14 protein-coding genes are annotated in these 14648 nt (G+C 72.5%); 6 read left to right on the forward strand and 8 right to left on the reverse strand.

Annotated features, from left to right (window positions below; all coding sequences use genetic code 11):
- Window positions 1-154: 154 nt before the first annotated feature.
- The 3 genes from OHA73_RS32870 (at window position 155) to OHA73_RS32880 (ending at window position 4192) form a co-directional block, all read left to right on the forward strand.
- The gene (locus OHA73_RS32870) at window positions 155-1090 is read left to right on the forward strand and encodes a TauD/TfdA dioxygenase family protein (RefSeq protein WP_266715204.1); all 936 of its coding nucleotides are present in this window, start codon (window positions 155-157) and stop codon (window positions 1088-1090) included.
- Window positions 1087-2376, forward strand: coding sequence for an MFS transporter (locus OHA73_RS32875; protein WP_266715205.1), 1290 nt, complete (start codon window positions 1087-1089; stop codon window positions 2374-2376). The genes OHA73_RS32870 and OHA73_RS32875 overlap by 4 nt, the downstream gene beginning before the upstream one ends.
- A 100-nt stretch (window positions 2377-2476) precedes the next feature.
- Window positions 2477-4192 carry an aldehyde dehydrogenase family protein gene (locus OHA73_RS32880; protein ID WP_327656846.1) on the forward strand — a complete coding sequence of 572 codons (1716 nt, stop codon included), beginning with the start codon at window positions 2477-2479 and terminating at the stop codon, window positions 4190-4192.
- Between the two features lie 103 nt (window positions 4193-4295).
- Here the strand turns inward: OHA73_RS32880 and OHA73_RS32885 are convergent, their stop codons facing one another.
- The 3 genes from OHA73_RS32885 to OHA73_RS32895 form a co-directional block, all read right to left on the reverse strand.
- Window positions 4296-4595, reverse strand: coding sequence for an SHOCT domain-containing protein (locus tag OHA73_RS32885; RefSeq protein ID WP_266715207.1), 300 nt, complete (start codon window positions 4593-4595; stop codon window positions 4296-4298).
- 44 nt (window positions 4596-4639) lie between these two features.
- Entirely contained in the window at window positions 4640-5080 is a 441-nt protein-coding gene (locus OHA73_RS32890) for a DUF6325 family protein (RefSeq protein WP_266715208.1), read from the reverse strand.
- 175 nt (window positions 5081-5255) lie between these two features.
- A complete protein-coding gene (locus tag OHA73_RS32895) occupies window positions 5256-7172 on the reverse strand; it encodes a potassium channel family protein (protein ID WP_327658569.1) in 1917 nt (638 codons plus the stop codon).
- 368 nt (window positions 7173-7540) lie between these two features.
- On the opposite strand from OHA73_RS32895, the gene rsgA reads away from it, so the two are divergent.
- The 3 genes from rsgA to OHA73_RS32910 all read left to right on the forward strand — a co-directional run bounded on the left by rsgA (window position 7541) and on the right by OHA73_RS32910 (window position 10867).
- Entirely contained in the window at window positions 7541-8695 is a 1155-nt protein-coding gene (gene rsgA, locus OHA73_RS32900; protein ID WP_443063150.1) for a ribosome small subunit-dependent GTPase A, read from the forward strand.
- A 196-nt stretch (window positions 8696-8891) separates the two neighbouring features.
- Window positions 8892-10331, forward strand: a complete 1440-nt coding sequence (locus OHA73_RS32905) for a DNA-3-methyladenine glycosylase 2 family protein (RefSeq protein ID WP_266715209.1) — start codon at window positions 8892-8894, stop codon at window positions 10329-10331.
- Window positions 10328-10867, forward strand: coding sequence for a methylated-DNA--[protein]-cysteine S-methyltransferase (locus OHA73_RS32910; protein WP_327656847.1), 540 nt, complete (start codon window positions 10328-10330; stop codon window positions 10865-10867). Before OHA73_RS32905 ends, OHA73_RS32910 begins: the two co-directional genes overlap by 4 nt.
- 22 nt (window positions 10868-10889) lie before the next feature.
- Here OHA73_RS32910 and OHA73_RS32915 read toward each other — a convergent pair whose 3' ends face one another.
- The 5 genes from OHA73_RS32915 to OHA73_RS32935 form a co-directional block, all read right to left on the reverse strand.
- The gene (locus tag OHA73_RS32915; protein ID WP_327656848.1) at window positions 10890-11267 is read right to left on the reverse strand and encodes a PPOX class F420-dependent oxidoreductase; all 378 of its coding nucleotides are present in this window, start codon (window positions 11265-11267) and stop codon (window positions 10890-10892) included.
- A gap of 71 nt (window positions 11268-11338) precedes the next feature.
- On the reverse strand, window positions 11339-12007 hold the full coding sequence (locus tag OHA73_RS32920; protein ID WP_327656849.1) for a 4'-phosphopantetheinyl transferase family protein: 669 nt from the start codon (window positions 12005-12007) through the stop codon (window positions 11339-11341).
- Window positions 12008-12010: 3 nt separating this feature from the next.
- A complete protein-coding gene (locus tag OHA73_RS32925; RefSeq protein ID WP_327656850.1) occupies window positions 12011-12655 on the reverse strand; it encodes a response regulator transcription factor in 645 nt (214 codons plus the stop codon).
- On the reverse strand, window positions 12646-13785 hold the full coding sequence (locus OHA73_RS32930; RefSeq protein ID WP_327656851.1) for a sensor histidine kinase: 1140 nt from the start codon (window positions 13783-13785) through the stop codon (window positions 12646-12648). The genes OHA73_RS32925 and OHA73_RS32930 overlap by 10 nt, the downstream gene beginning before the upstream one ends.
- A gap of 11 nt (window positions 13786-13796) precedes the next feature.
- A complete protein-coding gene (locus tag OHA73_RS32935; protein ID WP_327656852.1) occupies window positions 13797-14480 on the reverse strand; it encodes a DedA family protein in 684 nt (227 codons plus the stop codon).
- Window positions 14481-14648: the final 168 nt, after the last annotated feature.

Here is a 14648-nt window from a genome sequence, read left to right on the forward strand (position 1 = left end):
TATCGCCGGGTGCGGCTTTTGTGCTGCCCGCAGGGCGTCGCACACGCCCCGCGGGACATTCCTGAAATCCATGGGCCCAGACCCCTTGCCCTGCCGGAATCCAATATCGATACTGCCAGTTACGTAATAGCGTTCGCTGTTGGGAGGACCCCCCATGCACGACGTCGCGACGGCCCCCGTCGAGAACCCCAAGCCCGTACTGGACAAGCCCCTCATGCGTTACGGGAGCCGTGTCCTGGACCGGCTCGCGCCGGGCGCGGAGCAGGTGGCCTACAAGCTGTTCGAGGTCAACCCGCTCACCCCGCACTTCGGGGCCGTGCTCAGCGGTGTCGACCTGACGAAGCCGATCACCGACGAGCTCGCCGACGAGCTGCGCGCGGCGCTCCTCGAGTGGAAGGTGATCTTCTTCCGGGGGCAGACCGGCTTCAACTCCGAGAACCACATGGCCCTTTCGAACCTCTGGGGCCCGCCGGAGCCCAACCCGTTCTTCGGGAAGACCGACACCGTCGGCATCTCCCGGCTCGCCAAGGACGCCAAGGCGGCCGGCAACAAGAACATCTGGCACAGCGACCACTCGTTCATGGTCAACCCCTCGCTCGGCGCCGTGCTGCGCGCCGTCGAGGTGCCCGCCGCGGGCGGCGACACCATGTGGTGCGACATGGGCGCCGCGTACGACAACCTCCCCGACGACCTCAAGGAGCGGATCGAGAACCTCGTCGCGGTCCACGACTGGGAGGCCAGCTGGGGCGCGCTCATGAACGACGAGCAGAAGGCGGAGTTCCGCAAGAGCTGGCCGCAGGTCGAGCACCCCGTCGTGGTGCGCCACCCGCGCAGCGGCCGCAGGACCCTGTACGTGAACGAGCCGTTCACCCGGTACATCAAGGGCCTGTCCGAGGAGGAGAACCGCGAGCTCCTCGACATCCTCGTGCTCCAGGCGCGCATCCCCGAGTTCCAGATCCGCTTCCACTGGGAGCCGGACTCGATCGCGATCTGGGACAACATCGCCGTCCAGCACTACGCGGTCAACGACTACTTCCCGGCCAAGCGCGTGATGGAGCGCATCGCGATCGCCGGAGTGCCGCTCTCGTGACCACCGCATCCGCCGTGCCGGGCACGGCAGTTGAGACGGCTGTGCCGGGCGGGCGGCGGGCCTGGACCGTGACCGCGCTCCTCGTGGTCTTCATGATGGTCAACTTCGCGGACAAGTCCGTGCTCGGCCTTGCCGCCGACGAGATCCGCGCCGATCTGCACCTGAGCGCCACCCAGTTCGGGCTCGCCAACAGCGCGTTCTTCCTGCTCTTCTCCGTCGCCGCGATCGTGGTGGGGATGGCGGCGGACCGGGTGTCGCCGAAGCTGCTGCTCCTGGTGATGGCCGTGCTCTGGTCCGTGGCGCAGGTGCCCGCGGCCATCGGCGGGGGACTGGCCGTGCTGATCGGCTCGCGGGTGTTCCTGGGCGCCGCGGAGGGACCGGCGTTCCCCGTCGCCCAGCAGGCCACGCTGTCCTGGTTCCCCAACGACAAGCGGAACCTGCCCGGCGCGCTGATCACCATCGGCATCACGCTCGGCGTGATCGTCTCCTCGCCGAGCCTGTCCTGGATGATCCAGCACCACGGCTGGCGCTCGGCCCTGTGGGTGCTCGCCGGGATCGGCGCGCTGTGGGCCGTGCTGTGGGCGCTGTTCGGCGCGGACAGCCCGCGGGCCCGCGCCACGGCGACCACGAAGGCCGCCGGCGACGCCGCGCCCCAGGTCGCGTACCGGAAGATCTTCGCCAGCCGTACGTGGATCGGCACCACCCTCGCGTACTTCATGAGCTACTGGTCCGTGGCGCTGATGCTGGTGTGGATGCCGTCGTATCTGCGCAACGCGCTGGACTACTCGGCGTCCACCGCGGGCAAGCTGGTCGTCCTGCCCTGGGCCGTCGGCGCCGTCGTCCTGCTCGGGCAGGCCGCGCTCACCGGCCGGCTCATGCGGCGCGGCGTCGTCAGCAGGAAGGCCCGCGGCTGGGTCGGCGGATTCATGCTCGCGATCGGCGCCGTCTGCTGCCTCCTGACGCCGTTCGTCGACTCGGTGCCCGCGCAGACCGTGCTCGTCGCCCTCGGCTTCGGCTTCAGCGGCTCGTACGCCACCGTGGCCGCGACCACCGTCGCCGAACTCGCCCCGGCCGCCCGCAGCGGCGGCGCCCTCGGCCTGATGAACGCCCTCGTCACGGTGTCCGGGCTGCTCGCGCCCGCCGTCGTCGGCGCCCTCGTCGACGCGCAGGGCGACGCCGGTTACCAGCACGCCGTGTTCGTGACCGGGGTGCTCGTCGCGGTCGGCGCCGTGCTCGCCTTCGCCCTGATCGACCCGGAGCGCGACCGCGCCCGGTTGACCGGCTGACCTTCCGTCACGCAGCCTGCCCTTACCGGGGGTTACCCCCGGATGACATGATCGACGGAACGACCCCCCATTCCCCCCGCGCGTTTCCTAGGAGTTGCCCGTGAGCGCCGCAGCAGCACTCGACACCTCACCGCTGGACCAGGCCGTCAGCGACCTGCGCGAGCACGCACCGTCCTGGACCGCGACGCCGCTCGACGAGCGCATCGCGCTCCTGGAGCGGACGCTCCCGCGGATCGCCGACGGGGCCGCCGCGATGGTCGCCGACGCGGCCACCGCCAAGGGCTACGCCGAGACCTCGGAGTGGGCCGCCGAGGACTGGATCACCGCGCCGTGGGCCCTCGCCCAGACGATCACCGCCTACCTGCACGTCCTGCGCCGCCTCGCCGCCGGCAAGGAGCCGATCGACCCCAAGTCGGTGCGCAGCCACGAGGGCCGCACCGTCGTCGACGTCTTCCCGACCCTCACCTCCGACCGGCTGCTGCTCAACGGCTTCACGGCGCAGGTGTGGACGCTGCCCGGCACCACCCCCGAGCAGGTCCTGACCCGCGCGGCGGGGGAGTACCGCGGACGCCCCGGCGAGTCGGCCGTCTCCCTCGTCCTCGGCGCGGGGAACGTCGCCTCGATCACTCCGCTCGACATCCTCCAGAAGCTGTACGCGGAGGGCGAGGTCGTCATCGCCAAGATGAACCCCGTCAACGCGTATCTGCGCCCGCACTTCGAGAAGGTCTTCGCCGAGTACGTGGACCGCGGCTGGGTCCGCTTCGTCGACGGCGGCGCCGCCGAGGGCGCGTACCTCACCGGGCACGAGGACATCGACACCATCCACGTCACCGGCAGCGAGCGCACCCACGACGCCATCGTGTGGGGCACCGACGAGCAGGCCGAACAGCGCCGCGCCGAGGACGCCCCGCTCATCGGCAAGCCGTTCACCAGCGAGCTCGGCGGCGTCAGCCCCTGCATCGTGACGCCGGGCCCGTGGAGCGACGCCGACTTCCGCTTCCAGGCCGAGAACATCGTCACCAGCAAGCTCAACAACTCGGGCCACAACTGCATCGCCACGCAGGTCCTCGTCGTGCCCCGCGAGTGGGACGGCACGGAGAAGCTGCTCGCCGAGGTCCGCAAGGTCCTTGCCGAACTGTCGCCGCGGCCCGACTACTACCCGGGCGCCGCCGACCGCGTCGCCAAGGTCACGGACGCCCACCCGGGCGCCGAGAAGCTCGGCATCGACGACTCCTGTCGCGTCCTCGTCCCGGAGATCGAGGGCATGGACGACGTCATGATCACGGACGAGGTGTTCGCCAGCGTCCTCGGCGTGGTCCGCCTCCCGGGCGCCGACGCGCCCCACTTCCTCGCGGCGGCAACGGAGTTCGCCAACGACAAGCTCCCCGGCACCCTCGGTGCCACGCTGCTCGTGCACCCGAAGACGGAGCGCACTCACTCCGGCGCGGTCGCCGACGCGATCGCCGCGCTGCGCTACGGCACGCTGGGCGTCAACGTCTGGTCGGCCTTCGGCTTCCTGCTCGGCTACACGCCGTGGGGCGCCTTCCCCGGCAACACCCGCAAGGACATCGGCAGCGGCATCGGCTTCGTGCACAACGCGTTCATGCTGGAGGACATCGAGAAGACGGTGGTGCGCGCCCCGTTCGCCCCGTCCCCCCGCGGCCTCTTCACCGGCTCCCCGTCCCTGTCCCCGCGCCCCCCGTTCTACGTAACGAACCGCACGGGCCTGACCACAATGAAGCGCCTCACGGCGTACACGACGGCCCCGTCCGCAGCCAAGCTGCCGGGAATCTTCGCGTCGGCGCTGCGGGGCTGAGCACTTCGAGCCCCTGCGGCGGCTGGGCATGGCGTAGGCACGGACCGCCGCAACAAAACTCCGGCCGGTCCACCGTGTGGGGCGGTGGGCCGGCCGGTGTCACTCAACCGTTGAGAACGCGCGCCTTCTCCGCCGCGAACTCCTGCTCCGTGAGCAACCCTTGCGCCTTCAGCTCGGCAAGCGCCTGAAGCTGCGAAACCCGATCCGTGCCACCGGCCACAGGCGCCGCCTGCTGCATCGGAGGGGGCGGCGCCATCTGCGCCTGCGCGTCCATCTCGTGACGCATGTCACGATCGGCCATCCTGCGGTTCACCCGGCCGGAGACCGCGGAGGCGGTACCGGAGATGACCGCGGTGCGCGCGATCGTGCCAAGGAGTCCGGGCCGTCCGAATCGTTGCGGCATGCTGACCGTCCTCTTCGTTCTCTTACGTGTACGTAGCTGTGTCGTCAGGCCGTGGCGAGCGCTTCGATGGCCTCGTCGACGGATTCGCGCGGGATGCGCTCGAGCATCAGCACCTGGCCGTTCGAGTCCCGCACGGCGGCGCCGAGACGCGCGGCCCAGGTGTTCTCCCAGGCCAGGACGAGCGCGGAGGACGCGGCCGGAAGGTTGTCGGAGACGGTCTTCAGGTCCTCGTCGCTGAGCAGGTCGAACCGTACGTCGGCCACCTGCTGGAACAGCTCGGTGACCTCGGGGTCGCCGAGCTCGACGACATCGACGGACCCGTCGGCCGCCTTACGGATGAAGCACAGGTCGAGGATCCGTACGGTCCCGTCCTTCTGCAGGTCACGCAGCGCGGGCGCGACATCGCCGCTGAAGTGGTTGCCGTCGAAGGCGATCACGGCGACATCCACCGGACCGACGGTGTCGGCGTTGAGGCCACTGGCCACGGGCGAGCACCTTCCCTAGATTGCCGTATCGGGTAAACCGATCAAATCGGATGAAACGGATACTAGGGCGAGGGTACAGCGGGAGCGAGCCCGGCGGGACCCGCAATACCGGCCATCCGGCCGGGGCGCGGCCGGCCCGTCGCGGCAACGGTCGGCCGCGACGGGCCGGGGTCGGCTATTGATGCGACGCGTACGCGGAGTACGACGACTGCGAGTCCAGGAGTTCGGCGAGGCCCCTGCGGGTGGCGGCGAGGACGACGCGGTCGGTGGGCCGCAGCACATAGCCGGGGTCCATCTCCCATACGGGCCCGGGCCCCGGGGCCGACTCGTCCTCCTCCGGGGCCGTCCCGCGGCCGGTCCGCCGTTGGCCGGGTGCGGTGGAGTCGACGGCGAGCACGCGCCAGGCACCGGCCCGGAACGACGCGGCGACCGTACGCCCCTCCAGGTGCGGATGGCCCGCCACGTCCAGCGCGGCGAACAGCAGCACCCGGCGCTCGACCGGAATCGCGCCGAGGACCTCCCGTCCCATCATCGCCCCCGCGAAGGCGGGCGCCGCGAGGGTCGTGACGCTGCGGCTGCGGGTGAGGGCGCGCGGGTGGGCGGCGCGCAGCGTGCGGTAGACGGCGGTGGCGAACGCGTCGTCGTACAGGCGCAGGCTCACCTGCAGGTTCGGCTTGACCGAGCGGGCGTAGAGCGCGGCCTCGAGGTTGGTGGTGTCGAGGCTGGTGAGGGCGAGGAGGGCGTGCGACCTGGACACCTTGGCGGCCTCCAGGACGCCCTCGTCGCGTACGTCGCCGATGACCGTCGGCACGCGCAGCCGGCGGGCGAGCGGGATGCCGCGGGCCTCCGGGTTCTCCTCCACGCACACGACGGGGACGCCGAGTTCGTGCAGCCGGGCCAGGACGCGGGTGCCGATCTTGCCGAGGCCGAGCAGCACGACGTGCCCGGACAGACCGCGCGGCGGGCGGCGCAGCGCGGAGGCGGTGCGGAAGGTGCCCATCGCCTCCAGGACCGCGGCCATCAGCACCGGCAGCAGCAGCAACCCGGCGAATCCGGTGAGGAGTTGGATGATCTGCCGGGCCGCGGGCTCACCGATCGCCGGTTCATCGATGGCGAACAGGTCGAGCATGGTGAGATAGCCGGCCCGCCACGGGTTCGACTCGGTCGTCGCCCAGGTGGCGAGCGCGAGACCGAGCACGCACACCACGAGCACGGCCAGGGACCAGCGCACCCGGCGCGAGAACAGCGAGCCGAGCGGCAGCGCCCGCGCGGCGAGGCGCCGCGGCGGCAGTGCGGGTTCCGTCGGGGTGACGGTGTCGAGGACGACGCTGCCGCGCCCGACCGCCGCCGCGATCTCCTGGTCGTCCGGCAGCAGCAGCGGCTCCTCCTGGCCCGAGGTGTCCGAACCCTCCGTGTCCGACGGGTCGTTGTTCGAAGAGGAGAGGATCGCGAGCGTGCACAGGCCGGGGGCGGCGGCCCGGCCCCGGCCGCGCGGGGCGCGCTCGACCGCGCGCAGCAGCAGCCCGTCGGCCTGCACGACCTTGCCGGTGCCCGCCACGGCGGTCGCGGCGAGCGCGGGCGCCGCCGTGTCCGCGTCGGACAGGATGGTGGTGGACGTGTCGAGGCTCTCCGCGGCGAGGTCGGGCTGCGCGAGCGCGGCCGCCTGGTCGAGGAGCTGGGCCAGGTGCTGGCCGAGCTTGCGGTCGAAGAGCCGGATGACGAGGCGCAGCCGGGGGTTGAGGCGGCGGGCCGCCAGCGCGGCGCGGATATTGGTCTCGTCGTCGTCGTGCACCAGGGCCAGCGCGTCCGCCCGCGCCACGCCCGCCTCCGTCAACACGTCCTCGCTGAGCACCGCGGCCTCCATGACGCGCGGCGCCTGACCGGCGAGCGAGTCGTCGTCGGACGGCGCGAACCGGCCCATCGCGGCCTGCACCCGGCTCAGCAGCGCGGCGGCCCGCATCCGGCCACCGCCCTGCGCGGGTTCGCCCGCGGCGCGCGTCGACGGTACGACGATGGTGACCTGGGCGCGGTACAGCTCGCGCAGTTCGGTGCCGAGCCGTTCGGCCAACGCGTCGTCGCCGCACACGACCATGTGCCGGGGCAGAGGCGTCTGTTGGGACTGCTCGGGTTCTTCGGGCTGCTGGGGCTGGTGGGGAAGTGACACCGTGTCATGGTGCGTGTTCGATGTGTGTGGCGTCCACCTGCGCCGGGGTCGACCACGTGAAAAACCGGTGGCGGGTGGATGGGGGCCGTGGTTATCGTCGTCGGCGTAGGGGTGGCCGCGGCCACCGTGGAGTGCGCGCCGAGTGCGTGATCGAGGAGGTGTCGACCGATGGCTGTCGTTGCGACGGGCGCTGCCCGCATCCGGAAGCTCATCAAGTCCACCTCTGTGGCCACCGGCTGACCTCACCCTTTTCTCTGCATTACCTGCGCCGGGGCCACCCTCTGAAGGGTCACCCCTTGTCTTCCATCTCTTCTGGGTCCACGTCCTCTGGGCCCACTTCTTCTGGTTCCACTTCTTCTGGTCCCGTCACCACCACCGCCGTTCTCGACGCGTACGGCTGGGACGCCGACTGGGCGGACACGTTCGCCTCCTACGCCGAGCGCGGCCTCGTGCCCGGCCGGGTGCTGCGCGTCGACCGCGGGCGGTGCGACCTCGTCACACCGGAAGGGGTCGTGCACGCCGACACCGAGTACGTCGTGCCCCGCGACCCCATGAAGGTCATCTGCACCGGCGACTGGGCGGCCGTCGACCCGGCCGGCGCCGACCCCCGCTACGTACAGGCGTATCTGCCGCGCCGGACCGCCTTCGTGCGCTCCACGTCGTCCAAGCGGTCCGAGGGGCAGATCCTCGCCGCGAACGTGGACCACGCGATCATCGCGGTCTCCCTCGCGGCCGAGCTCGACCTCGGGAGGATCGAACGGTTCCTCGCCCTGGCCTGGGAATCGGGGGCGCAGCCCCTGGTCGTCCTCACCAAGGCCGACCTCGTGCCGGACCCGGTCGGCCTGTCCTACCTCGTCTCCGACGTCGAGACGGCCGCACCCGGCGTGCAGGTGCTGCCCGTCAGCGCGCACGACGGGGACGGTACGGAGGTGCTGCGGGCGGTCGTCGCCGACGGTACGTCCGTGCTGCTCGGCCAGTCCGGGGCCGGGAAGTCGACGCTGGCCAACGCGCTGATGGGCGAGGACGTGATGGACGTCCGGGCCGTCCGTGACATGGACGGCAAGGGCCGTCACACCACGACCACCCGCAACCTGTTCGCCCTGCCGGGCGGCGGCGTGCTCATCGATACACCGGGGCTGCGCGGGGTCGGCCTGTACGACGCGGAAGGTGGCGTCGGGCAGGTCTTCGCGGAGATCGCGGCGCTGGCGGAGGACTGCCGGTTCCACGACTGCGCGCACACGGTCGAGCCGGGGTGTGCGGTGCTGGCCGCGTTGGAGGACGGGGCGTTGCACCAGCGCCGCCTCGACAGTTACCGCAAGCTTCTGCGGGAGAACGAGCGGCTTGCGGCGCGGACGGATGCGAGGTTGCGGGCGGATATGCGGAAGGTGTGGAAGCAGAGGGGGGCCGAGGGCCGTGCGGCGATGGAGGCGAAACGGGGTCGTGTCCGTTAGCTCGTTCGGCCTGCACCGGGGGCGCGGTCTTGGGGCTCCGCCCCGGACCCCGCGAGTCTCGTCCCAGAGCGGGGCTTGATTTGGGCACCCGCCGCCGGGTGCTTGATTTGCTCGCCGGCCGCGGAGGCTTGATGGGTAGCTTCGTGTCCGATTCCCGCCAGCCGGGTGGTGTGGCTCGCGGGACACTGGATGCGTGATGACCGACGAAGACACGCGCTACGAAGCCGTCCGCAGCCGCGACGCGCGGTTCGACGGGGAGTTCTTCTTCGCTGTCGAGACCACCGGGATCTACTGCCGGCCGAGCTGCCCCGCGGTCACCCCGAAGCGGCACAACGTCCGGTACTACGCCACGGCCGCCGCGGCCCAGGGCTCGGGCTTCCGGGCCTGCCGCCGCTGCCGCCCCGACGCGGTGCCGGGCTCGGCCGACTGGAACGTGCGGGCCGACGTCGTGGGCCGCGCGATGCGGCTCATCGGCGACGGCATCGTCGACCGGGAGGGCGTCGGAGGGCTCGCCACCCGGCTCGGCTACAGCGCCCGCCAGGTGCAGCGCCAGCTCACCGCCGAGCTGGGCGCAGGCCCGGTCGCACTCGCCCGCGCCCAGCGCGCCCACACCGCGCGCGTCCTGCTGCAGACGACCCCGCTGCCGGTCACCGAGATCGCGTTCGCGGCCGGGTTCGCGAGCGTCAGGCAGTTCAACGACACGATCCGCGAGGTGTACGCCCGCACCCCCACGCAGCTGCGCGCCGAGGCGCCGGACAAGCGCCCGCCCGTCTCCCGCCACCGCCCTTCCAAGGAAGCGCTTCGCGCGCCCCCCTCATTCGCCGTGGCCCCCGCCGCCGGAATCCCGCTGCGCCTCGCCCATCGCGGCGCCTATCAGGCCGGTCCCGTCTTCGACCTGCTGGGTTCCGAACTCCTCGACGGAGTCGAGGAGTTGAACGGGCTGCCCGGCGCGCGCACCTTCCGGCGCGCGCTCCGGCTCCCGTACGGCACCGGTGTCGTACGCGTCGACGAGACCACGCACGATCAGCCCGGCGCGCAGGCCGAGAACCGTGGCGGCTGGCTGGACGCACGCCTCCAGCTGACCGATCTGCGCGATCTGACCACCGTCGTCGGCCGGCTGCGCCGCCTCTTCGACCTCGACGCCGATCCGTACGCGATCGACGAGCGGCTCGCCCTCGACCCGAGGCTCGCCCCGCTGGTCGCCGCCCGGCCGGGACTGCGCTCGCCGGGCGCCGCCGACCCCGACGAACTGGCGCTGCGCCTGGTCGCAGGGCCGGCGGAGGCCGTGCGGCTCGTCGAGCGGTACGGCAAGCGGCTCGACGCGCCCAGTGGCAGCGTCGACCGGCTGTTCCCCGCGCCGGGGGAGCTGGCCGACGAGCCGGGCACGCTCGGCGCGCTCGCCCGCGCCCTGCACATCGGTGCGCTCCGGCTCGACCCGGGCGCCGACCGTGACGACGCCGAAGCGGCGCTGCGCGCGCTGCCCGGCATGTCCCCGCGCACCGCCGCCCTGATCCGCCTGCGTGCCCTGGGCGACCCGGACGTGGGAGTGCCCGAGGACGACTCCATGACCGATGACGCGTGGCGCCCCTGGCGCTCGTACGCGCGCCAACACCTCATCGTAGAAGGACAGTTGTGAGCAACAACGCCAACGCCAACGCCAACGTCAACGCCGAAACCGACACCGAACTCCGTACGGTCTACTACACGACCCTGGCCAGTCCGCTCGGCGAGCTTCTGCTCACCGCCGACTCCTCCGGTGCCCTCACCTCCCTCTCCGTGCCCGGGCAGAAGGGCGGCCGGGTCGTCGGCGAGGGGTGGGTGCGCGACCCCGCGCGGTTCGCGGAGGCCGAGCGGCAGCTCGCCGCGTACTTCTCCGGTGAACTGGAGGAATTCGAGCTGGAGTTGAAGCCCGAGGGCACCGAGTTCCGGCGGCGCGTCTGGGACGCGCTCGACGACGTGCCGTACGGGGCCACCACCACGTACGGCGACGTGGCCGCCCGCATCGGCGCCTCGCGCGCCGCCGTCCGGGCCGTCGGTGGCGCGGTCGGCGCCAACCCGCTGCTGATCGTGCGGCCCTGCCACCGGGTGATCGGCGCGGACGGTTCGCTGACCGGGTACGCGGGCGGCCTGGAGCGCAAGGTCGAGCTGCTTACGCTGGAGGGCTCCCTCTGAGAGGTGGAGGTGGGGTGGCGACTCAGCCCGCGTCCTCCTCCAAGCCCCAGCTGTGCACCTTCCGCGGGTGGATCCGGATGACCTCCTCGCTCATGTGGGCCCCCAACTGGTGGGGTCCCACGAGGAGTTCGGCCTCGCCGCGGATGTCCACGCCGCGCACCCGCCACGGGGTGACGCTCGCGATGTCGTCGACCACGAGCGAGACGTTCGGGTTGGCCTCCAGGTTGCGCCACTTCTTGGTCGCGCCCATCGAGTAACCGCCGATCAGGACCGTCCCGTCGTCCTGCGGGAAGTAGCCGACGGGGTTGGCCTGCGGCCGCCCCTGCGGGTCGACGGTGGCTATCCGGCCCAGGCGCTGCGACTTCAGGTAGGCGCGTTCGGCATCGCTGAATTCGGTCATGCGGACAGCCAAGCACTCCGGCGGCCCGCGCACATCGGGACGTGGACCCGGACCGCTCCGGGACCGGAGACCTACGCCTCCGGACCGAGCGCGACCGCCGCCGTGTACCCCTCGGGCATCGGTACGTCGCGCAGCGACCAGCCGTTCGGGGCGCCGGGGGAGCCGGCCCGTACGCCCACGTAGTCGCGGTCGGTGCCGCGGGACAGGCCCGTGCCGAGCCCCTTCAGGTAGGCCTCCTTGCGGACCCAGGCGCGGGCCACGGCGAGCCGGCGCTCCTCCGGTCCCGCGAGCGCCGCAAGCTCCGTGCGCTCGCGCGGGTGCAGCACCGCCGTGAGGTCCTCGGCGACCTTGGCCGAAGGCAGCTCCTCCACATCGGCGCCGACCGGCGCGGGGGCCAGCGCCACCAGGGCGAGGTCGCCGCTGTGGGAGAGGGAGAAGTGCGGGCCGGGGGCGTCCGCGAGGGCCGGCCGGCCGTGCGGGCCACCGCAGCCGGGGCAGGCCAGACGCGTGAACCGTACGTCGCCGGGGTCGCGGCCGAGCCATTCGCCCAGGATGCCGCGGAGCGCGAGATGCGCGGCGACGTAGCGCACCCGGTGCCGGTCGAAGTGGAAGGCGGCGGCGCGGCGCGACTCCTCGGCGTCGAGAACACCGGCGCCGTCCCCCGGTGGACCGCTCCCCGCCGTCGTGACGAGCCACAGCCGGACCGGCCCGGCAGCGGGCAACTCCCGTACGTCGTCCACGCGTCAGGCCTCCAGGTAGCGCAGGACCGCGAGGATCCGCCGGTTGTAGCCGGTGGCGCGCGGCAGGTCCAGCTTGTCGAAGACCGCGTTCAGATGCTTCTCCACCGCGCTCAGGGACAGGTGCAGTCGCTCGCCGATGCCCGTGTTGGTGTGGCCCTGCGCCAGCACCTCCAGGACGTCGCGCTCACGCGGCGTGAGCCCGGACAGGGAGTCGGTGCGCGTACTGCGCCCCACCAACTGCCGTACGACTTCCGGGTCGATGACCGCGCTGCCCGCCCGGATCCGGTCCAGTGCGTCCAGGAACTCGTCGACCCGCGCGACGCGGTCCTTGAGCAGATAGCCGATGCCCTCGGCGCCGCCCGCGAGCAACTGCGCCGCATAGGTGCGCTCCACGTGCTGGGAGAGGACCAGCACGCCCGTCGACGGGCGCCGCTCGCGGATCTCCAGGGCCGCCCTCAGCCCCTCGTCGGTGTGCGTCGGGGGCATCCGGATGTCGACGACCACGACGTCGGGGGCGAGTTCGTCGACGGTGTCGGGCAGCGCGGTGGCGTCCCCGAGCGCGGCGACGACCTCGTGCCCCTCCTCCGCGAGCAGCCGCACCAGGCCTTCGCGCAACAGGGTCGAGTCCTCGGCGATGATCAGGCGCACGGCAGCTCCGCGGTCACGGTGGTGGGTCCCCCCAAGGGGCTGTCGACGCGCAGCCGGCCGTCGAGCGCCTCGACGCGTCCGCGTAGTCCGCTGAGCCCGGCGCCGGCCGGATCGGCGCCGCCGGTCCCGTCGTCCCGCACTCTGACGGTCAACACGCCTGCCTTGAGGGCGAGTCGGGCCTCGACGTCGGTGGCGCAGGCGTGCTTGGCCGCGTTCGTCACCGCCTCGGAGACGACGAAGTAGGCGGCGGTCTCCACGAGTTGGGGCAGCGGCCCGGGTACGTCGTAGGCGAGCCGCAGCGGCACCGGGCTGCGCTCCGCGACGCCGCCCAGCGCCTCGCGCAGGCCCGGCCCGTCGAGCGCCGACGGATACACCCGCCAGGCCACCTCGCGCAGTTCCGCCAGCACGTCCTGGGACTCCTCGTGGGCCTGCCGCAGCAGTGCCTCGGCCTGCTCCGGGGTACGCCCAGGGCGGCGGGCCCGGCCGAGCAGCATCGCGAGCGCGACAAGGCGCTGCTGGAGGCCGTCGTGCAGATCGCGCTCGATGCGGCGGCGCTCCGCGTCGACGGCGTGCACGACGGCGGCGCGGCTGGTGGCGAGTTCGTCGATGCGGCGGCGCAGGAGTTCGCGCTCGGAGGGGCCGAAGGTGTCGCGGGCCAGCCGGGCGTCCAGCGCGTACAGGGAACGCAGGCCCTGTACGCCCAGGAAGAGCAGGGCGCCGCCGAGCAGGACCTGCCAGAGCAGTTCGGCGGGCCCGACCCGGCCGCCGACCAGGGCGGCGGCGAACACGGCGGCGATGACGACGCCGAACCCGATCAGGGCGAGCGTCACAGCGGTGACCGTTCCGGCGTAGGCGCGGGTGGCGACGTAGCGCAGGACCTCGCTGTCGCCGGGCTCGTAGTGCAGCGGGAAGCGGTCGCCGAAGCAGCCGGTGCGGCGGCGCCGGTCGAGGGCGGCGATCCGGCGGGCGCCCGCCGCCAGCGCGGCCCGTGCCCGGGGGCGGCTGGGCGGCCGGAGAAGGGAGGGGCCGAGGGCGGCGCCTGCGACGGCGAGGTACAGCAGGCCGGTGATCGCGGTGCCGCACCCGAGGAGCACACCCGTCCCCCTGCGCCCCGCCTGCGTCCACCCCACGGGAGCCGAGCCTACCGGGGGACGTTCGGCCGACGCTCCCGGTCCCGGTCCCGGTGGCGGCCCCGGCCGCGCAGCCGCACGACCAGGTACGCCACCAGCGCGACGAGCGCCGCGCCGAGCACCACCTTGGAGATCACGCCCACGTACGTCTCCACCAGGTCCCACTGGTCGCCCAGCCAGTAGCCGGCGAGGACCAGCACCGAGTTCCAGACCAGCGAGCCGACCGCCGTCAGCGACAGGAACACCGGCAGCGGCATGCGTTCGACGCCCGCCGGGATCGAGATCAGGCTGCGGAAGATCGGCACCATCCGGCCCAGCAGCACCGCCTTCGTGCCGTGCCGCTGGAACCACGCCTCCGTCTTCTCCAGGTCGGACACCTTCACCAGCGGCAGCCGGCCCCACAGCGCGTACATCCGGTCACGGCCGATGACCCGGCCGATCCAGTAGAGGACCGCCGCCCCGACAACCGAGCCGAGCGTCGTCCAGAACAGGGCCGAGGCGAGGGATATCGCGCCCTGGCCCGCGGCGAAGCCGGTCAGCGGCAGGATGACCTCGCTCGGCAGCGGCGGGAAGAGGTTCTCCAGGGCGATCGCGAGCCCCGCTCCCGGGCCGCCCAGCACATCGACGAGATGGGCCGCCCAGCCCGCGATGCCGGTGGTCGGCTCCGCGGCGGCGGCCGAGGTCACGAGGTGCATACGAGGTCTCCTGGCAGGGGCGTCCCGGCACCGGCGTCGCGGCACCGGAGGTCCGGTACGCCGAGGCTGCTGCCTCGACTCCTGTCCAGGCTAGGAACCGCAGCTCATGGCCACTACGAGGGTAACCGTTTGGCAAAGTGCGGTGATCCGCACCCATGCCCCCGCGGT

This window comes from Streptomyces sp. NBC_00483 (assembly GCF_036013745.1).
In the GTDB taxonomy this organism is placed as follows: domain Bacteria; phylum Actinomycetota; class Actinomycetes; order Streptomycetales; family Streptomycetaceae; genus Streptomyces.